The following is a 19,127-nucleotide window of genomic DNA, read 5'->3' as shown; positions in this document are numbered from 1 at the left end:
CGCTTATGGGCGTGGTCGGTCTGTCACTCTGTCCGCGTCCACTGAGGTGTATTCGTACGAACTGCCCGGGGAGCTGCCCATGGGGGTCATTCCGACGCAACGGGAGACCGTGTCCCGTGCGCCGTCCCGTGCGCCCGCCACGCCCGCGCGGCAGGGCGTGGACCGGCGTGCGGTCATGCACGCCACGCTCGGTGGCGGCCCCCTCGCTCCCGGCGCCGCCCGTGGCCTCGTACGCGCCGCCCTCGCCGAATGGGCCCGGCTCGGCCTGCCCGGCGCCGTCTCACTGTCCGACCGGCTCACCGGCGACGCCATGGTGGTCGTCAGCGAACTCGTCACCAACGCCGTCGTCCACGCGGGGACGGACGTGGAACTGCAGTGCCGCCTGGAGACGCCGGACCAACCGGAGGAGGAGAGCGAGGAGGCGGAGAGGGCGGGGGAGGGGGAGAGGGGAGCGGGGGAAGTCGAGGAGGTGGGCCTCGGTGTCGCGCTCGTCGTCGAGGTGTCCGATCACCATCCCTCCCGCGCGCCCCGGGACGGCGGCGTCGAACTCCCGTACGACATACCGGAGTACGGGCGTGGCCTTCGCCTCGTCTCCGTACTCTCCGAGGCCTGGGGTGTCACCTACCGCACCGGCATCAAGACCGTCTGGGCGCGACTCCCCGCCGAAGGCATGACGGTCGACGACGACCTCGACCCGTACGCCGGCACACAGGCCCTCGGGCACGGGTTACGGGTCGCCGAGATCCTCGCCCCAGAGCCGCAGCGCGGCCCGGGTGACCAGGAGTGGCTCAATCACGGCGCCCTCTCCTTCCTCGCCGAGGCCTCCGACCTGCTCGCCGGGCAGCTCGACGAGGACCTCGTCGCCGCGCTCACCGGACAGCTCCTCGTGCCACGCCTCGCCGACTGGTGCGCGGTGTGGCTGGAGGACGAGTCCATGGGACGCGGCAGCTGGGGCGACGGAGGCGGAGGCGGGGACGGGGGGTACACCGGGCCGGGGCCGCGGCTCGCCCGGGTCTGGCACGGCAGCGAGGACCGTATCGAGGAGCTGCGCCGCGCCCTGGAGAAGGACCCGCCGCGCCCGCCCGACACCACCAGGACCGGGCCGGTCGCCGTGCCCTGGCCCGGCGAGGCGCTCGGTGGGCGCGGGGAGATCGGCTCCGCGCTCGCCTACCGGCTGGTCGCGGGCGGCCGGCCGCTCGGCACGCTGGTCATCGGGCGGGCCGGGACGATCCGCTTCCCCGACGAGGTCACCGGCCTGGTCGAGGATCTCAGCCGCCGCGTCGCGCTCGCCATCGGCGCCGCCCGCCAGTACGCCCGCCAGGCCACCATCAGCCGCATCCTCCAGCGCGGGCTGCTGCCCGGCGCCGTCGCCGAGATCCCCGGTGTCAGCAGCGCCCTCGTCTACGAACCCTGCGACAAGGGCGGGCCCAGCGGCGACTTCTACGACCTCTTCCCGGCCGGCGACGGCCGCTGGTGCTTCGCCGTCGGCGACGTCCAGGGCAAGGGGCCGGAAGCCGCCGTGGTGATCGGCCTCGCCCGCCCCTGGCTGCGGCTGCTCGCCCGTGAGGGCTACCGCGTCGCCGACGTCCTCGACCGCCTCAACCAGCTGCTCCTCGACGATGCCACGGAGACTGCGGACGCGGCGGCCCGCGCGCTGGTCGCGGCGGACGTGCGTCCAGCCGTACCGGTGGGGGCGTTGGGGGCGGTGGGTTCCGCCGGTTCCGCCGGTACGGGTGCGGTACGGCCGGGCGAGGGGCCGCAGACCCGCTTCCTCTCCCTCCTCTACGGCGAACTCGCGCCCTTCGACGGAGGTGTGCGCTGCACCCTCGCCTCCGCCGGGCATCCGCTGCCCCTGGTGCTCCGGGCGAGCGGTGAGGTCCGTACGGCCGCCGAACCGCAGACGCTGCTCGGGGTCGTCGAGGACGAGACGTACACGAGCGGGAGCTTCGAGCTGCGGCCCGGCGACAGCCTGCTGTGCGTCACCGACGGCGTGACCGAGCGGCGCTGCGGGCCCCGCCAGTTCGACGACGGCGACGGCCTGGCGAACGCCCTCGCCGGCTGCGCGGGCCTGAACGCGGAGCTGATCGCCGAGCGCATCCGCCGACTCGTGCACGAGTTCGGGGAGAAGCCGCCGGAGGACGATCTGGCGCTGCTGGTGCTGCAGGCGGAAACGCTCGGCGGGTGACCCGCGCCCGGGGTGTCGGGCAGGGCGTCGGGTCCGTCGGGCGGGCCAGCCTCGCCGGTGCTGGACAATGGAGGACATGCCCTCCGCACTCCCCGACGGCGAACCCGTCCCCGAAGACGGTGCCCTGCCCGCCCCCGCGCTCGCCGGGGCCGCGGACCGTCCCCTCGGGTTCTATCTCCACGTCCCGTACTGCGCGACCCGCTGCGGCTACTGCGACTTCAACACCTACACGGCGACCGAGCTGCGCGGCACGGGCGGTGTCCTGGCCTCCCGCGACAACTACGCGGACACCCTGATCGACGAGGTACGGCTGGCGCGGAAGGTGCTGGGCGACGACCCGCGCCAGGTCCGCACGGTGTTCGTCGGCGGCGGTACGCCGACTCTGCTGGCCGCCGACGATCTCGTACGGATGCTGCGGTCGATCCGCGACGAGTTCGGCCTCGCGGCGGACGCGGAGGTGACGACGGAGGCGAATCCCGAGTCGGTGGACGAGCGGTATCTGGCCGCCCTGCGCGAGGGCGGCTTCAACCGGATCTCGTTCGGGATGCAGAGCGCGAAGCAGCACGTGCTGAAGGTGCTGGACCGTACGCACACACCGGGGCGTCCCGAGGCGTGTGTCGCGGAGGCGCGGGCCGTGGGGTTCGAACATGTGAACCTCGACCTGATCTACGGCACCCCGGGGGAGTCCGACGACGACTGGCGGGCCTCGCTGGAGGCGGTGCTCGGGGCCGGGCCGGATCATGTGAGTGCTTATGCGTTGATCGTGGAGGAGGGTACGCAGCTGGCTCGGCGTATCCGCCGGGGCGAGGTGCCGATGACCGACGACGACGTGCACGCTGACCGGTATCTGATCGCGGACGAGGTGCTGGGGGCGGCGGGTTATGAGTGGTACGAGGTGTCGAACTGGGCTACGTCGGTGGCTGCCCGGTGCCTTCACAACGAGCTGTACTGGCGTGGCGCCGACTGGTGGGGCGCGGGGCCCGGGGCGCACAGCCATGTGGGGGGCGTGCGGTGGTGGAACGTGAAGCACCCGGGGGCGTATGCCGGGGCGCTGGCGGCGGGGCGGTCGCCGGGGGCGGGGCGTGAGGTGCTCTCGGAGGAGGACCGGCGGGTGGAGCGGGTTCTGCTGGAGCTGAGGCTGCGGGAGGGTGTGCCGTTGGCGCTGTTGCGCTCCGCTGGGCTGGTGGCTGCGGGGCGGGCGTTGGGGGAGGGGTTGCTGGAGGCGGGGCCCTATGGGGAGGGGCGGGCTGTGTTGACGTTGCGGGGGCGGTTGCTGGCGGATGCGGTGGTTCGGGACCTGGTGGACTGAGGGGCGGTTTCTCGCCCCCGCCGCCCTTACCCGTCCCATCCTGTTCCTGGGGGCTGCGCCCCCAGACCCCCCTTCGCGCTGAACGCGCTCGTCCTCAAGCGCCGGACGGGCTGGAGGGTGGTGCCGTGACGAAGTCGATCAGTTCCTCCACGCGGCCCAGGAGCTCGGGTTCCAGGTCCCGGTACGAACCCACCCTCGCCAGGATCGCCCGCCACACCGCGCCCGTGTTCTCCGGCCAGCCCAGCTCCCTGCACACCCCCGTCTTCCAGTCCTGTCCGTGCGGGATGCGGGGCCAGCCCGGGATGCCCAGTGATGCCGGCTTCACCGCCTCCCACACGTCGATGTACGGGTGCCCGACCACCAGCGCGTGTTCGCTCGTCACCGACCGGGCGATCCGGAACTCCTTGGTGCCCGGCACCAGGTGGTCCACCAGGATGCCCAGGCGGGCGTCCGGGCCAGGGGCGAACTCGGCCACGATCGCGGGGAGGTCGTCGATGCCCTCCAGGTACTCGACGACCACGCCCTCGACCCGCAGGTCGTCGCCCCACACCTTCTCGACCAGCTCGGCGTCGTGACGCCCCTCGACATAGATCCGCCCCGCCCGGGCCACCCGTGCCCGGGCCTGGGGAACCGCCACCGACCCGGAAGCGGTACGGGACGGACGTCCGGAAGACGCCGTCGACGACGGTGACCCGGCGGAGCGTACGAGGGTCACCACCTTGCCCTCCAGCAGGAAGCCGCCCGGCTCCAGCGGGAACACGCGGTGTTTGCCGAAGCGGTCCTCCAGGGTGACCGTGCCCGCCTCGCAGCGGATCACCGCGCCGCAGAAGCCCGTACCTGGCTCCTCGACCACCAGGCCCGGGTCCGCGGGGACCTGCGGTACGGGCTTGGGTTTCTTCCACGGCGGGGTCAGGTCCGGAGAGTACTGGCGCATTCGGATGACGATAGGAGAAGCGGCCGTGCGGTCAGGTCACCGGCTCTCGCGACACGCCGAAACGGCGTGCCAGGGCGTCCCGTTGGGACCGGACGAACGCCGCGTCCACCACCGCTCCGTGGCCGGGTACGTACAGGGCGTCCTCGCCGCCCAGGGCCAGGAGGCGGTCGAGGGCCGTCGGCCAGTGCGACGGTACGGCGTCGGGGCCCGCCTGGGGTTCGCCCGACTCCTCGACCAGGTCGCCGCAGAAGACGACGGTCGGGTCGTCGTCACCGGGTACGACGGCCACGAGGTCGCTGCGGGTGTGGCCAGGGCCGACGGTACTGAGGACGACGACCTGCGGGCCGTCGTGCGGCTCGACGGCGTGCAGCTCGACGGTGAGACTCCGCCGGACCCGCTGATGCGGAACCACCAGGGTGTCCGCCGCCTCCTCCGCCGCACGGGCGTCCAGACCGTTGCGTACGGCGTCCGCGCACAACGCCGCGCGCCCCACTTCCCCGAATTCGTCGTTCGGGCCCGGCGCCGCGAACACATGCGCACCCGCGAACACCGCCGCCCCGAAAACGTGATCGAAGTGGGGATGCGTGAGTGCGACGAAGTCCACACGGCGGCCGGCGAGTTCCTGAGCCTCCAGGCGCAGTCTCGCGCCCTCCGCGAGGCTCGATCCCGAGTCGATCAGCAGGGCGCCGCCCGGCCCGGTCACCAGCCCCACAGTGCAGTCCCAGACCGGGAGCCGGCACCGGCCCACCCCGGGCGCCAGGCGCTCCCAGCCCAGGTCGTCCCACCTCGGCTCTTCCCAAGTCACCTTCATACGGCGACGCTAGCCGGACACGACATCGCAGGACAGGTCGGTACACGTCGGCAGGTCGGCACGGGCCGCCCTTGCCGGGGGTGTACCAGACAGCCGTACACTGGGCCGGGGAACTCTGGCACTCGCACACGAAGAGTGCCAGGGAAGGCCAATGCGGAGTCGAAGAGCCGATGACGGCCCGGGCGGGAGACCGGGTGGCGGGTAGGCGCAACAGGGGACGACAGCAGCTGGAGGTGTGCGCGATGCTCAGTGAACGCAGGCTCGAAGTGCTGCGCGCGATCGTCCAGGACTATGTCGGCACCGAGGAACCGGTCGGGTCCAAGGCACTCACCGAGCGGCACAACCTCGGGGTCTCGCCGGCGACCGTCCGCAACGACATGGCGGCGCTCGAGGACGAGGGCTTCATCGCCCAGCCCCACACCAGCGCCGGGCGCATCCCGACCGAGAAGGGCTACCGGCTCTTCGTCGACAGGCTCGCCGGCGTCAAGCCGATGACGGCGCCCGAGCGGCGCGCCATCCAGAACTTCCTGGACGGCGCCGTCGATCTCGATGATGTGGTCGGGCGGACAGTTCGGCTGCTCGCCCAGCTCACGCGGCAGGTCGCCGTCGTGCAGTATCCGTCGCTCACCCGGTCGACCGTGCGGCACGTGGAGCTGCTCTCGCTCGCTCCCGCGCGCGTGATGCTCGTGCTGATCACGGACACCGGCCGCGTGGAGCAGCGGATGATCGACTGCCCTGCGCCCTTCGGGGAGACGTCTCTGGCGGATCTACGCGCGCGGCTCAACAGCCGGGTCGCGGGCCGCCGCTTCGCGGACGTGCCGCAGCTTGTGCAGGACCTCCCGGACGCCTTCGACGCGGAGGACCGGGGCACGGTCGCGACGGTGCTCTCCACTCTGCTGGAGACGCTCGTCGAGGAGGCCGAGGAACGGCTGATGATCGGCGGAACCGCCAATCTGACCCGTTTCGGACATGACTTTCCCCTCACTATCCGGCCGGTACTGGAAGCTCTGGAGGAACAGGTCGTACTTCTCAAACTCCTTGGTGAGGCCGGGGATTCGAGCATGACCGTACGAATCGGTCACGAGAACAAATACGAGGGACTCAACTCCACGTCCGTCGTGTCGGTCGGCTACGGTTCGGGCGGCGAGGCAGTAGCCAAGCTCGGCGTGGTCGGACCGACCCGCATGGACTACCCGGGAACGATGGGAGCGGTACGCGCAGTGGCACGGTACGTCGGACAGATCCTGGCGGAGTCTTAAGTGGCCACGGACTACTACGCCGTACTCGGCGTGCGCCGCGACGCGTCCCAGGACGAGATCAAGAAGGCGTTCAGGAGGCTCGCTCGCGAGCTGCACCCGGACGTCAACCCCGATCCGAAGACGCAGGAGCGGTTCAAGGAGATCAACGCCGCGTACGAGGTGTTGTCGGACCCGCAGAAGAAGCAGGTCTACGACCTCGGCGGTGACCCCCTCTCGCAGGCGGGTGGCGGTGCGGGTGGCTTCGGAGCCGGTGGCTTCGGGAACTTCTCGGACATCATGGACGCGTTCTTCGGAACGGCGTCCCAGCGGGGGCCGAGGTCGCGTACGCGGCGCGGCCAGGACGCGATGATCCGGCTCGACATCGAGCTCGACGAAGCCGCCTTCGGGACCACCAAGGACATCCAGGTCGACACGGCCGTGGTGTGCGCCACCTGTAGTGGTGAGGGCGCTGCGCCGGGGACCTCGGCCCAGACCTGCGACATGTGTCGCGGGCGGGGTGAGGTGTCCCAGGTGACACGGTCCTTCCTGGGCCAGGTCATGACGTCCCGTCCCTGTCCGCAGTGCCAGGGGTTCGGGACCGTCGTTCCGACGCCGTGCCCCGAGTGCGCCGGTGACGGGCGGGTGCGGTCGCGCCGGACGCTGACCGTGAAGATTCCCGCGGGGGTCGACAACGGTACGAGGATCCAGCTCGCCGGTGAGGGTGAGGTGGGGCCCGGTGGTGGTCCCGCCGGCGACCTGTACGTCGAGATCCACGAGCTGCCGCACGCGCAGTTCCAGCGGCGCGGGGACGACCTGCACTGCACGGTGACCCTTCCGATGACGGCGGCGTCACTGGGCACGAAGGTGCCCCTGGAGACGCTGGACGGGCTGGAGGAGGTCGACATCCGTCCGGGCACACAGTCCGGGCAGTCGATTCCGCTGCACGGCCGCGGGGTTACGCATCTTCGGGGCGGTGGGCGTGGTGACCTCCTGGTGCATGTCGAGGTCATGACTCCTTCGAAGCTTGATCCCGAACAGGAGCGGTTGCTGCGGGAGCTGGCGAAGCTGCGGGGTGAGGAGCGGCCCACGGGGCAGTTCCAGCCTGGGCAGCAGGGGTTGTTCTCGCGGTTGAAGGACGCGTTCAACGGGCGCTGATGGTGGAGGGCGGGGTCCGGGGGCTGAGCCCCCGGACCCCGCTTTCGCGCTGAAGGGGCCTGATTCGGACTTGTGGTGGGGACGTGACAACATGCCGTCATGTCGTCCTCCGCGCTGACCGATCTCTTCCCTCACCCGATCGTGCAGGCCCCCATGGCGGGCGGCGTCTCCGTCCCGCAGCTCGCCGGTGCCGTCGCCGAGGCGGGCGGGCTCGGGTTCCTCGCCGCCGGGTACAAGACCGCGGACGGGATGTACCAGGAGATCAAGAAGTTGCGTGGGCTCACCGGGCGGCCGTTCGGCGTGAACCTCTTCATGCCGCAGCCCGAGATCGCCGACCCCGCTGCTGTCAAGGTCTACGCCCACCAGCTCGCCGGTGAGGCCACCTGGTACGACACCGAGCTCGGCGACCCGGACAGCGGACGCGACGACGGCTACGACGCCAAGCTCGCCGTACTCCTCGACAACCCGGTCCCGGTCGTCTCCTTCCACTTCGGGGTGCCCAGCAGCGACGTACTGGACTCCTTCCGCCGCGCCGGCACCCTCACCCTGGTCACCGCGACCACCGTCGAGGAGGCCCTCGCCGTGCAGCGGGCCGGGGCCGACGCGGTGATCGTGCAGGGTGTCGAGGCCGGTGGTCACCAGGGCACCCATCGTGACAACCCCGAGGCGGACGGCTCCGCCATCGGGCTGCTCTCCCTCATCGCCCAGGTCCGCGAGAGCGTCGACCTCCCCCTCGTCGCCGCCGGCGGGCTCATGCGCGGCAGCCAGATCGCCGCCGTCCTCGCCGCGGGCGCGAGCGCCGCCCAGCTCGGCACCGCCTTCCTCGCCACCCCGGAGTCCGGCGCCCCCGCCGTGTACAAGCAGGCGCTGACCAACCCCCTCTTCGTCCGTACGGAGCTGACACGCGCGTTCTCCGGCCGGCCCGCCCGGGGACTGGTGAACCGTTTCCTGCGCGAGCACGGCCCGTACGCCCCCGCCGCCTACCCCGAGGTCCACCACCTCACCTCGCCGCTCCGCAAGAAGGCCGCCGCGTCCGGCGACGCACAGGGCATGGCGCTGTGGGCGGGACAGGGGCACCGGATGGCTCGCGAGCTTCCGGCGGGGGAGCTGGTGAGGGTGCTGGTGGACGAGATCGAGGGCGCGCGGGCCGCGTTGGTGGGCGGGGGTGCGAGCTCGTGACCGCGCCCGTGTTCGTCGTCGAGCAGCTCCCTGACGTCCGGCAGTTCGTCCTGGACGGGCCCGAGGGGCGCCATGCCGTCTCCGTGAAGCGGATGCGGGCCGGTGAGACCGTCGTCCTCACCGACGGGGCCGGGCGCTGGGCGGAGGGCGAGGTCGTCGCCGCCGAGGGCAAGGACCAGTTGGTTCTGCGACTCGGGGCGGTCGTTGAGGAGGCTCAGGAGTCTCCTCGTATCACCGTGGTCCAGGCTCTTCCCAAGGGCGACCGGGGCGAGTTGGCCGTCGAGACGATGACCGAGACCGGCGTCGACGCCATCGTCCCCTGGGCCGCCTCACGGTGCGTCACACAGTGGCGGGGAGACCGAGGACTGAAGGCGCTCGCCAAGTGGCGGGCCACCGCCCGGGAAGCCGGCAAGCAGTCCCGCCGGGTGCGCTTCCCGGAGGTCGCGGACGCCGCGTCGAGCAAGCAGGTCGCCGCGCTGCTCGCCAGGGCCGACTTCGCCGCCGTACTGCACGAGGACCGCGAGTACGGCAGTGCCGCGCTCGCGACCGCCCAACTCCCCTCCGCCGGCGAGATCGTGCTGGTCGTCGGCCCCGAAGGAGGCGTCTCCCCCGAGGAGTTGGCCCTCTTCGAGGAGGCGGGGGCGAAGGCGTACCGACTCGGCGCCAGTGTGCTGCGTACCTCCACCGCCGGTACCGCCGCGACGGCGCTGCTGCTCGGCCGTACCGGTCGCTGGTCCTGATCTCGTTCCTCCGTACGGGGGTTCGTCCTCCGGCGCCCCTTCGCGAAGTTGCTCGCGCGCATGTCCGTATACGCCCTTCCGTGTTGGGCGGGACGGTGGCAGGCTGCCCTTCCATGGTGGCTTTGAGGCGGATCAGGCTTCGGCCGCGCGGGCGCCGCAGGGCGGTCGCGGTGGCCGGACTCGTGCTGGCCGTCGCGGGTGGTGTCGTCGCCTGTGATCCCGGTGGGCTCGGTTCGACCACCGTGGCCCTCACCACCGACCAGACGATGACGAAGGAGCTGGAGCGGCGGAACGTCGGCGTCCAGTGGCTCACCTGCACGGCATCGGTCAACAACGGCAACAGCGGCAACGGCAACAAGTCTTCCGCGTCCGGGAGTTCGCCCTCGCCGAGCGAGAACACCTACGCCGACGTCGACTGTGAGGGCAAGACCACGGACGGCAAGGCCATCACCGTCGCAGGCAAGGTGACGCGCGCGGTCAACGGCAGGTGCGTACGCGGGAACCTCACCGTCAAGATCGACGGCAGGCAGTGGCTCCGCGTCAGCGGCCTCGGCAACTGTGACGTGCCCGCCACCCCGACCCGCACCACGCCAGCCACCTGGCAGCCGCCGGACAACGGACAGCCCGCGCCGACCGTGACCGTCACCGTGACGAGGACCATCTGGTGCCAGGAGAACCCGAACTGCCTGCCCGTCGAGGGCAAATGAGCGGGGTGAACAGAGCGCCGGGGTCTTTGGCGGGTTGTGGATGAAGTGATCCAAACCCCTGTCCGGGGGCGGGCTCGTTGCCTAGGGTGATCGGGTGACTCAGCCCTCTTCGCCTGCGTATCTCCGGTTTCCGCATCTGCACGGCGACCTGGTCGCCTTCACCGCCGAGGACGACGTCTGGGTCGCCCCGCTCGACGGCGGCCGGGCCTGGCGCGTCAGCGCGGACAACGTACCGGTGAACCATCCCCGTATCTCCCCGGACGGCACCCGCCTCGCCTGGACCTCCACCCGCGACGGCGCACCCGAGGTGCATGTCGCCCCGATCGACGGCGGGTCCACCAACCGGCTCACCTACTGGGGCAGTTCGAGGACCCAGGTGCGCGGCTGGACCCCGGACGGACGGGTCCTCGCCATCAGCACCCAGGGGCAGGCCAGCCTGCGCCGCTCCTGGGCCCGGGCCGTGCCCCTCGACGGCGGTCCGGCGACTGTCCTGCCGTACGGGCCCGTCGGCGATGTCGCACACGGTCCCGCGACCGTCCTCCTCTCCGCTCCGATGGGGCGTGAGGCCGCCTGGTGGAAGCGGTATCGGGGTGGCACAGCGGGGAAGTTGTGGATCGAGCGGGACGTCCGCGACGGGGAAGGTGCCGGCGAGTTCGTACGGCTGCATGCCGACCTCGACGGGAACCTCGAATACCCGGTGTGGGTCGGGGAGCGCATCGCCTTCCTGTCCGACCACGAAGGGGTAGGGGCGCTGTACTCGTCCCTGGCGGACGGGTCCGACCTGCGACGGCACACCCCGGGTGGGGGCACCTCCCGTTCGAGCGAAGCCGAGAATGGGGGAGGCTTCTACGCCCGGCACGCCGCGAGCGACGGCAGCCGTGTCGTCTACTCCTCCGCCGGTGAACTGTGGCTCCTCGACGACCTGGACGGGGCCGAGCCGCGTCGGCTCGACGTCCGGCTCGGCGGGCAGCGCGTCGACCTCCAGCCCCATCCTGTGAGCGCCTCCCGGTGGTTCGGGTCCGGCGCCCCCGACCACACCGGACGCGGCAGCGCCATCGGGGTGCGCGGGGCCGTGCACTGGGTCACCCACCGGTCCGGTCCCGCCCGTGTCCTCGCCTCCGGGCACGGCGTACGGGCCCGGCTGCCCCGAGCCTTCCGCGTGGACGGCGAGGAGTGGGCCGTGTGGGTGACGGACGCGGAGGGCGACGACGCGCTGGAGTTCGCCCCGGCGACCGGTGTCGCACCGGGGACCACTCCCCGCCGGCTCGCCGCCGGACAGCTCGGGCGCGTCCTCGGCCTCGCCATGGCGCCCGACGGCAGCCGGGCCGCCGTCGCCTCCCACGACGGGCGTGTCCTGCTCGTCGAGCGGGAGTCGGGGGAGGTGCGCGAGGTCGACCGCAGCGGCGACGGTGATGTGTCCGGGCTCGTCTTCTCGCCCGACTCCGCCTGGCTGGCCTGGTCCCACCCGGGGCCGAATCCGCTGCGTCAGCTCAAGCTCGCCAACACCACCGATCTGTCGGTGACGGAGGCGACGCCGCTCCGGTTCCGGGACTACTCGCCCGCGTTCACCGTCGACGGCAAGCATCTCGTCTTCCTGTCGGCGCGGTCCTTCGACCCCGTCTACGACGAGCACGTGTTCGACCTGGCCTTCGTCGGCGGCTCGCGCCCGCACCTCATCCCGCTCGCCGCGACCACGCCCTCGCCCTTCGGGCCGCAGCGGCACGGGCGGCCCTTCGAGGCCCCGGACAAGGACGAGACCCCGGACAGCGAGGGCGCCCCGGTCACCCGCATCGACCTCGACGGGCTCGCCGACCGCATCGTGCCGTTCCCCGTCGAGGCCGCCCGCTACTCCAACCTGCGCGCCGCCAAGGACGGCGTCCTGTGGCTGCGCCACCCGGTGCGCGGAGTCCTCGGCACCTCCCGGGCCACCCCGGACGACCCCGACCCGAAGACCGAGCTGGAGCGGTACGACCTCGCCCAGAACCGCATCGAGCATCTCGCCGGGGACGCCGACCACTTCGCCGTCAGCGGCGACGGCAAACGCGTCCTGCTGTGGACCGACGGCAAGCTGAAGGTCGTACCCAGCGACCGGCGCGCCTCGAACGACGACGAGAGCGACACGAACATCACCGTCGACCTGTCGCGCGTACGGCAGAGCGTCGACCCGGCCGTCGAGTGGCGGCAGATGTACGACGAGAACGGCCGCATCATGCGCGACAACTTCTGGCGTGCGGACATGGGCGGCACCGACTGGAACGGCGTCCTCGACCGCTACCGGCCGATCCTCGAACGCGTCGCCACCCACGACGACCTCGTCGACCTTCTCTGGGAGGTCCAGGGCGAGTTGGGCACCTCGCACGCCTACGTCACCCCGCGCGGCCGACACGGTCACGGCGAGCGGCAGGGCCTCCTCGGCGCAGACATCTCCCGCCACGGGGACGGCCCCCAGGACACGCACCTGTGGCGCGTCGACCGCATCCTGCCCGCCGAGACCTCCGACCCCGACGGCGTCTCCCCGCTTGCCGCACCCGGCGTCGCGGTACGCCCGGGCGACGCGATCGTCGCGGTCGCGGGACAGCCCGTCGACCCGGTCGCCGGACCCGGCCCGCTGCTCGTCGGTACGGCGGGCAAGCCCATCGAGCTGACCATCTCGCCGTCCGGCGGCGGCGATCCGCGGCACGTGGTCGTCGTACCCCTCGCGGACGAGGAACCGCTCCGCTACCACGCGTGGGTCAACGACCGGCGGGCGTACGTCACCGAGAAGTCCGGCGGGCGGCTCGGCTATCTGCACGTGCCCGACATGCAGGCGCCCGGCTGGGCCCAGATCCACCGCGACCTGCGGATCGAGGTCGCGAAGGAGGGGCTGGTCGTCGACGTCCGGGAGAACCGGGGCGGGCACACGTCCCAGCTGGTCGTCGAGAAGCTGGCGCGACGGATCGTCGGCTGGAACCTGCCGCGCGGGCTACGGCCGTACAGCTACCCGGAGGACGCGCCGCGCGGGCCCGTCGTCGCCGTCGCCAACGAGTTCTCGGGCTCGGACGGGGACATCGTGAACGCGGCGATCAAGGCGCTGGGGATCGGTCCTGTGGTCGGTACGCGGACGTGGGGCGGGGTGATCGGCATCGACAACCGGTACCGGCTCGTCGACGGGACGCTCGTCACCCAGCCCAAGTACGCGTTCTGGCTGGAGGGTTACGGGTGGGGCGTCGAGAACCACGGGGTCGATCCGGATGTGGAGGTGGTACAGACTCCGCAGGACCATGCCGCCGGGCGGGACGTGCAGCTGGACGAGGCGATCCGGCTGGCGCTGGAGTCGCTGGGGGAGCGGGCGGCCAAGACGGCTCCGGGGTTGCCGGAGCTGTAGGGCGCCTCGGGTTGAGGAGCCGGGCTGGTACGAGACTGCCCTCCCCGCGTCACGCCGCGGGGAGGGCAGTTCTGGCCCGGTGGACCCCGAAGGGCAGGGGCTAGGGGCGGGCGATCGTGGTTACACCGACGAAGACCGTCATGGCCCACACGGTCATGAGCGCTGCGGTGAAGGCAGCCGTCTCCAGCTTTCTCCGGCGCACACGGAAGCAACTCGATTCACAGTCACCGGAGTTCACGTGCCAGATCCCTTCGGCAGGGTGAGATCGGGGCGGTGACAGATGCAGGTGCACACCAGGTAGCGCAGTCCTGGTACACCGCTCTCACGGGGCTCGCCGTCGTGGCATCGGTTGTGAGGACCGATGATGCAGGGGCCGGATACGTAAGGGGGTTCCGACGGCCAGGCTGGTTCGTGGGCGTTGCTCACTCGGCTGTCTCCCTTTCGGCGTCGGTCGCGGGGTAGAGCGGAATCACGTACCACGTGCCGCCACGCACATCCCTGTGATCCCCGGTGTGCCCCTTGGCGAGCACGCACGCGCCGCTCTCGCTGAAGATCGGTGCGCGGTACAGCAGGGAGGAGCGGAGCATCCCGCACGTGTCCGTGTCCGCCAGCGGCGCGGTCATCGGACCCCACCCATGGCCGGGACCGTGTGAATGTTGAGGGTGTCGAGGTCGAGACGGAAGTGGGCCGACAGCACCAGCACGCGCCGCCGCCGTTCTCTCGCCGTCCAGTAGGGCCGCACCCGGGCGGTGCGGAGTGCTGCGTCCCTCTCCGGGGCTTGGCCATTGAGCGCGGGCAGGTACGGCCGTGACAGACGGGATGCCGAACCGTCCAGAGCTCCCAGGTCCGTGCTGTACGGCGACTGGAGCTGGGCCGGTACCGGCGCTGTCAGGTGAGCATGATCTTTTGCGCTCTCGCTGGTTGCGAGAGTTCGGTTGAACTCCAGAGTCGTGTGCCGTCGCCTGCCGGTGGCTGGGAGCACCCAGCGCAACAGGGGCATCAATACCCCGATCAATACAGCCGCGCTACGCTCGCGCATGTCGTCAACCTCCCAGGGTTGGTGGCCATCCCCCGGGGGTCCTGACCGACTCGCCGGGGTCTTCTGGTGACATCTGACTGTACGCCAACTTGGTACGTCTTAGTACGTCTCTACTCGTGATATCCCGACCTATGCTGGCCTGAGTTGACCTCTTACGCTCCAACCATGATCGAGATCGACCGGGAGAGCATCACCCCGATGTATTTGCAGTTGGCATCCGTCCTGCGTGAGCGCATTCGACACGGCGTCATCCCGGTCGGCCGACGCATCCCGTCTCACTACGAGTTGGAAGAGGAGACGGGCGGGGCGGTAAGTCGACGCACCAGCAAGTCGGCTATCGAAGTGCTTGCGGCTGAGGGGATCGTTCAGGGTGTCCAGGGCAAGGGTGTGTTCGTCATTGCGAAACCAGGAGTGGTGCAGTCCGCCGATGGGCCTGGGGGAAGCGAGACCGTGGGTTGACCGGGTCGGACGCACCGCAGCGGCGCACTTTCGCACATCCTGCGCCTGCTGAAGTAGGTGTTGTAGCGCCCCGATCCTGGGTGGCTGGGGGTGTCGTCCAGGCCCCTGCTGTGGAATCGTTGACTTTCTCAAGCGATGGCGTAGTCCGTTATGTGAGATGTGGCTTCTCGAGCTGGCGTTTCCGCCGCTTTATGTGGCCAAAGGTGAAGAGTGGTGAAGGTCACACTTGCTTGACGTAGAGGTTTATGAAAAATAAAGATCACCCCTTGTCTGTGAAAAATGCATGAGACCGGGGTGGGGTTTGTGTTGGCTGGGGGGTGGCGTCGAATACGTCACAGTGTGTGCGGAGCGGTGGTCGTTGTATCGCTTGCTGCGGCTGTTCCGGCTCTGGGGGGATCGGCGATGGCGCAAGCGCCCGCTGTCTCAGATGCGGCGTCCGAAGTGCCCTCTCCTGAGTCCAAGGCCGCTGAGTTGGCAGCCTCGTCCGGTGAGCGGGTGGAGATCCCCTCGGCGACTACTGAGATCTCCCAGATTTTCGCGAATCCCGACGGCACTTTCACCCAGGAGTCGAGTGCTGCGCCGGTTCGTGCGAAGCAAAGCGACGGTTCCTGGGCTGATATCGACACCACCCTTGTGCGCGCCGCAGACGGCAAGATCAGGGCCCGGTCCACAGCGACTGAGGTCGAGTTCTCCGGCGGCGGTTCTGGCGGCGGCATGGTCACGTTGGACGACCATGGGCGTGAGCTGGCCTTCGGGTGGCCGACAGCGCTTCCGGAACCCCAACTCGACGGCAGCGTCGCGACATACGCTGATGTGCTCCCTGGGGTGGACCTCAAGCTGACCGCCGTCAGTAGAGGGTTCACCCAGGTTCTGGTTGTCAAGAATGCTGAGGCCGCCGCCAATCCCGCGTTGGCGAACCTCAAGATCACTACCGAAGGCGAGGGTTTGACCCTTGCGCCGGGACCTGACGGAGGGTTCGTCGCACGCGACGAGAACGGGGCCAAGGTCTTCGAAGGCCCCGCCGGGCGCATGTGGGACTCCGCCGGTGACGCGGTGCAACGAGAAGCTCCTGCGGTCACGCGCATGCGCACAGCCGCAGTGACCACCAGCCCTGAGGTACGGGGAGACGGCGGCCCGGACGACCCTGCGGCCGGACCGGGGCCCGGAGACACGACTGCCGACGTCGCGCTGGCGATCAAGGGCAGCACCCTGGAACTCGCGCCCGACCTGTCCCTCCTACGAGGCGAGGACACCGTCTATCCCCTGTACGTGGATCCGCCGACCAAGGGCGTTGTGCGGGGCGACTGGACCGCGCTCTCCTCCGACGGGGACAAGTTCTGGGAGTGGGAGGGCGACAAGGGAACCGGCCGTTGCTCGAACTACGACGGATATCTCTGTGCTTCGTCCCCGTACACCCAGCGGCTCTACTTCGAGTACCCGCTGTCTTCGCTCTACGGCAAGAAGGTTCTTGACGTCACGTTCTCGGCCTACCAGACGTGGACCTTCACGTGTGATGCGCGCTGGTATGACCTGAGCCTTGTCAGCAAGGACATCTCTTCCTCCACCACTTGGTCGGGCCGTCCGACCGCCACTGACCTCATGGGTGATCGCAATGTCTCCTATGGCCGTGGCGGGCTGTGCAGCCCGTCGCAGCCGGCGAACTGGGTACGGTTCAGCGACAACGTGGCCGATGAGGCGGACGAGAACCTCACCCTGAAGGTCCGCGAGTTCGTGGAAGCGAAGAAAGCTGCCATCACGTTCTCCCTGACCGCTCACGACGAGTCGAACGCCGCCTCCTGGGCGCGATTCCGGGACGATGCCCAGCTTTCGGTCACCTACATCTCCTATCCGGGCAAGCCGACGACGGTCGGTGTCCAGCAGGGCAACGCGGGCCAGGCCTGCAACACATCCGCGCTTCCGCTTGCCACGAGTGACACCACGCCGAAGATGATCGCCACCGTGCAGTCGGCGGACGGCTCCAACTCCCAGCTTCGTGCGGCGTTCGAGGTGTGGAAGGCGGACGGGTCCAGCCGCGCCTGGTCTGCGGCTTCTCCCAGTGAGGCGTGGGTGGCCGACAATGCTAAACGCGATGCCTCCCCGACCTCCGCGCTGGCTCCGCAGACCGATTATCGGATGCGCGTGAAGACCCAGGCGTACTTCAAGTCGGACCGGGGTAGCACCGGCGTTCTGGACTCGGCCTGGTCCTCCTGGTGCTACTTCCGGGTGGACACCGACCGGCCGCCATCGCCCATCGTGACCAGCGCGGACGGTCTCTACCCGCCTGCCGAAACCAATCCGGCGTCGGGAGCGGTGGGCACCGCGGGCAGGTTCACCTTCACCCCGGCGGACACGAACGCGAACACGGCCGGTATCCAGTCCGACGTCGTGTCGTACAAGTGGCGCCTGAACAGTGGCGCTGTCTCCAACCCGATCAACGTGGCCAAGGGTGCAGCTACCGCGGTCTCGATCACTCCGGACCAGGCCGGCGAGAACACCATCCAGGTATGGGGATTCGACGCCGCCGCACACAGTTCACTCACCGGCTACTACAGCTTCCTGGTCAATGGGGCGGAGAAGCCCACCGGAATCTGGCACCTGGACAACAACGGCACGGACAGCACAACGGCGACACAGCACCCACTCACTCCGTCCGCCTCTCCTAGCGCCGGGTACTCACTTCTGGAACGGAGCGGAACGCGCTCGCTGACTTTTGACGGCTCCACGGGCTTTGCCCAGACAGCGACGGCCGTCCTGGACACCTCGAAGTCGTTCTCCGCCTCGGTCTGGGTGCGTCTGCGGGACACCTCGCGGAACTACACGGCGCTGTCCCAGGCGGGCACGAACGCTTCCGGTTTCCAGCTCTACTACTCAACGGCGTACAACGCCTGGGTTTTCAACCGGCACGGAAGTGACGTCAGCAGCGCGACGATCACCCGCTCCATCGGTACCAAACCGCCGGTATTGAACGCGTGGACCCATCTCACCGGGGTCTACGACGCTGCCGGCCAGACCATTCAGCTCTACGTCAACGGGCGAGCGCAGGGCGAGCCGGTCAAGTTCAGCACCCCCTGGAAGGCGAACGGGGCGCTCCAAGTAGGCAGACTGCGTTACGACGCAACCTGGGGCGAATACTTCAGCGGTCGCATTGACGAGGTGAAGGTCTGGGCTCGTGCCCTGGCCGACTCCGAGGTCGTTCAGGATGCTCGCCTGGAAGACGAGGACATCAGCGACGACACGGCAGGCGACCCGATCACTACCCTGCTCGGAGACTGGGACGCCACGGACACCACCCGCGCTCAGGGCACCACGATCAGCGACCGTTCCGAATACATCCGCCCCATGACCCTGAACGGCACGACTCTGGGCATCGACCCGGATACGGCCGACAACGCGGACCTGGGACTGCCCACCCGTCAGGTGATGAGCCTGAACGGGACCAGTTCCTACGCCACGACCGACGGACCCCTGGTCGATGACACGGGCTCCTTCACCGCCACGGCCTGGGTACGGCTCGACGGCGCCAAGCTGTCCGATACCACCAAGGCTTACTCGCTCCAGGTCTTCGGCCAGCCAGGAACCACCCAGTCCTCCTGGGGACTGTGGTACGAGCAGCCAGCAGGAGAAAGCAACGGCAGGTGGAAGTTCGGCCGTCCCAGCAAGGACGGCACCGGAGCCACCTGGACCACCCAGGACTCGTCCGTCGCACAGAAGAACACGTGGGTCCGGCTGACCGTCGTGTACGACGCGCAGTACGCCAGCGACGACGACGCGGACTCCACGAAGCGCGGCGCGATCCTGCTCTACGTCGACAGCGGCCGAGTGGCCAGCGAGGACGGCAGTGCCTACATCGCTCCCTGGCAGGGGGCAGGAAAGTTCGAAGTGGGACGTGGCCGGATCGACGGCGTCACCTCCCGCTACTTCCCCGGCCATATCGCCAACGTGCGGGTCTGGGCAGGGGCGATGGACGGCAGCACGATCGGCGATCTCTACAACGCCGAGCAGTGACC

The 19,127-nt window shown here is 69.9% G+C and carries 13 protein-coding genes; 10 read left to right on the top strand and 3 right to left on the bottom strand.

The window, feature by feature from the left end:
* Nucleotides 1-79 precede the first annotated feature (79 nt).
* Nucleotides 80-2,185: an ATP-binding SpoIIE family protein phosphatase gene (locus G3I56_RS00965; protein WP_203688904.1), complete on the top strand. Its 2,106-nt coding sequence runs from the start codon at nucleotides 80-82 to the stop codon at nucleotides 2,183-2,185.
* Between the two features lie 76 nt (nucleotides 2,186-2,261).
* The gene (gene hemW / locus G3I56_RS00960) at nucleotides 2,262-3,494 is read left to right on the top strand and encodes a radical SAM family heme chaperone HemW (RefSeq protein ID WP_164406519.1); all 1,233 of its coding nucleotides are present in this window, start codon (nucleotides 2,262-2,264) and stop codon (nucleotides 3,492-3,494) included.
* A 94-nt stretch (nucleotides 3,495-3,588) separates the two neighbouring features.
* On the opposite strand, the gene G3I56_RS00955 is transcribed toward hemW, so the two are convergent.
* Both G3I56_RS00955 and G3I56_RS00950 read right to left on the bottom strand, forming a co-directional pair.
* Nucleotides 3,589-4,428, bottom strand: a complete 840-nt coding sequence (locus tag G3I56_RS00955; protein WP_164406518.1) for a DUF3097 domain-containing protein — start codon at nucleotides 4,426-4,428, stop codon at nucleotides 3,589-3,591.
* Nucleotides 4,429-4,459: 31 nt separating this feature from the next.
* Entirely contained in the window at nucleotides 4,460-5,239 is a 780-nt protein-coding gene (locus G3I56_RS00950; RefSeq protein WP_164406516.1) for an MBL fold metallo-hydrolase, read from the bottom strand.
* 242 nt (nucleotides 5,240-5,481) lie between these two features.
* Between G3I56_RS00950 and hrcA the strand changes: the two genes are divergently transcribed.
* The 6 genes from hrcA (at nucleotide 5,482) to G3I56_RS00920 (ending at nucleotide 13,622) form a co-directional block, all read left to right on the top strand.
* Nucleotides 5,482-6,498, top strand: a complete 1,017-nt coding sequence (gene hrcA, locus G3I56_RS00945) for a heat-inducible transcriptional repressor HrcA (protein ID WP_164406515.1) — start codon at nucleotides 5,482-5,484, stop codon at nucleotides 6,496-6,498.
* Complete coding sequence (gene dnaJ / locus G3I56_RS00940) at nucleotides 6,499-7,632, top strand: molecular chaperone DnaJ (RefSeq protein ID WP_164406514.1); 1,134 nt, start codon at nucleotides 6,499-6,501, stop codon at nucleotides 7,630-7,632. It abuts the gene before it with no gap.
* A gap of 99 nt (nucleotides 7,633-7,731) precedes the next feature.
* Nucleotides 7,732-8,811 (top strand): nitronate monooxygenase, encoded by a 1,080-nt coding sequence (locus tag G3I56_RS00935; RefSeq protein ID WP_164406513.1) that lies wholly within the window; start codon nucleotides 7,732-7,734, stop codon nucleotides 8,809-8,811.
* A complete protein-coding gene (locus tag G3I56_RS00930) occupies nucleotides 8,808-9,551 on the top strand; it encodes a 16S rRNA (uracil(1498)-N(3))-methyltransferase (RefSeq protein WP_164406512.1) in 744 nt (247 codons plus the stop codon). Before G3I56_RS00935 ends, G3I56_RS00930 begins: the two co-directional genes overlap by 4 nt.
* 113 nt (nucleotides 9,552-9,664) lie before the next feature.
* On the top strand, nucleotides 9,665-10,258 hold the full coding sequence (locus G3I56_RS00925) for a hypothetical protein (RefSeq protein WP_164406511.1): 594 nt from the start codon (nucleotides 9,665-9,667) through the stop codon (nucleotides 10,256-10,258).
* A 94-nt stretch (nucleotides 10,259-10,352) separates the two neighbouring features.
* Nucleotides 10,353-13,622, top strand: a complete 3,270-nt coding sequence (locus tag G3I56_RS00920) for a S41 family peptidase (RefSeq protein WP_164406510.1) — start codon at nucleotides 10,353-10,355, stop codon at nucleotides 13,620-13,622.
* 422 nt (nucleotides 13,623-14,044) lie between these two features.
* Here the strand turns inward: G3I56_RS00920 and G3I56_RS00915 are convergent, their stop codons facing one another.
* Nucleotides 14,045-14,245 (bottom strand): hypothetical protein, encoded by a 201-nt coding sequence (locus tag G3I56_RS00915; RefSeq protein ID WP_164406509.1) that lies wholly within the window; start codon nucleotides 14,243-14,245, stop codon nucleotides 14,045-14,047.
* A 581-nt stretch (nucleotides 14,246-14,826) separates the two neighbouring features.
* On the opposite strand from G3I56_RS00915, the gene G3I56_RS00910 reads away from it, so the two are divergent.
* Together G3I56_RS00910 and G3I56_RS00905 are read left to right on the top strand one after the other, a co-directional pair.
* Nucleotides 14,827-15,120 (top strand): GntR family transcriptional regulator, encoded by a 294-nt coding sequence (locus G3I56_RS00910; protein WP_164406507.1) that lies wholly within the window; start codon nucleotides 14,827-14,829, stop codon nucleotides 15,118-15,120.
* A gap of 402 nt (nucleotides 15,121-15,522) precedes the next feature.
* The gene (locus tag G3I56_RS00905) at nucleotides 15,523-19,125 is read left to right on the top strand and encodes a LamG domain-containing protein (RefSeq protein ID WP_164406505.1); all 3,603 of its coding nucleotides are present in this window, start codon (nucleotides 15,523-15,525) and stop codon (nucleotides 19,123-19,125) included.
* Nucleotides 19,126-19,127: the final 2 nt, after the last annotated feature.

The sequence above is a fragment of the Streptomyces sp. SID12488 genome, from assembly GCF_010548275.1.
Lineage (GTDB): Bacteria > Actinomycetota > Actinomycetes > Streptomycetales > Streptomycetaceae > Streptomyces.
Note: the sequence above shows the minus strand (reverse complement) of the source record. Positions and strands in the feature narration are given on the sequence as shown.

Excerpts from the sequence above, each read along its gene's own strand:
- G3I56_RS00965 (WP_203688904.1), top strand. The coding sequence starts at position 80 with ATGGGGGTCATTCCGACGCAACGGGAGACCGTGTCCCGTGCGCCGTCC.
- hemW (WP_164406519.1), top strand. The coding sequence starts at position 2,262 with ATGCCCTCCGCACTCCCCGACGGCGAACCCGTCCCCGAAGACGGTGCC.
- G3I56_RS00955 (WP_164406518.1), bottom strand. The coding sequence starts at position 4,428 with ATGCGCCAGTACTCTCCGGACCTGACCCCGCCGTGGAAGAAACCCAAG.
- G3I56_RS00950 (WP_164406516.1), bottom strand. The coding sequence starts at position 5,239 with ATGAAGGTGACTTGGGAAGAGCCGAGGTGGGACGACCTGGGCTGGGAG.
- hrcA (WP_164406515.1), top strand. The coding sequence starts at position 5,482 with ATGCTCAGTGAACGCAGGCTCGAAGTGCTGCGCGCGATCGTCCAGGAC.
- G3I56_RS00935 (WP_164406513.1), top strand. The coding sequence starts at position 7,732 with ATGTCGTCCTCCGCGCTGACCGATCTCTTCCCTCACCCGATCGTGCAG.
- G3I56_RS00925 (WP_164406511.1), top strand. The coding sequence starts at position 9,665 with ATGGTGGCTTTGAGGCGGATCAGGCTTCGGCCGCGCGGGCGCCGCAGG.
- G3I56_RS00915 (WP_164406509.1), bottom strand. The coding sequence starts at position 14,245 with ATGACCGCGCCGCTGGCGGACACGGACACGTGCGGGATGCTCCGCTCC.
- G3I56_RS00910 (WP_164406507.1), top strand. The coding sequence starts at position 14,827 with ATGATCGAGATCGACCGGGAGAGCATCACCCCGATGTATTTGCAGTTG.
- G3I56_RS00905 (WP_164406505.1), top strand. The coding sequence starts at position 15,523 with ATGGCGCAAGCGCCCGCTGTCTCAGATGCGGCGTCCGAAGTGCCCTCT.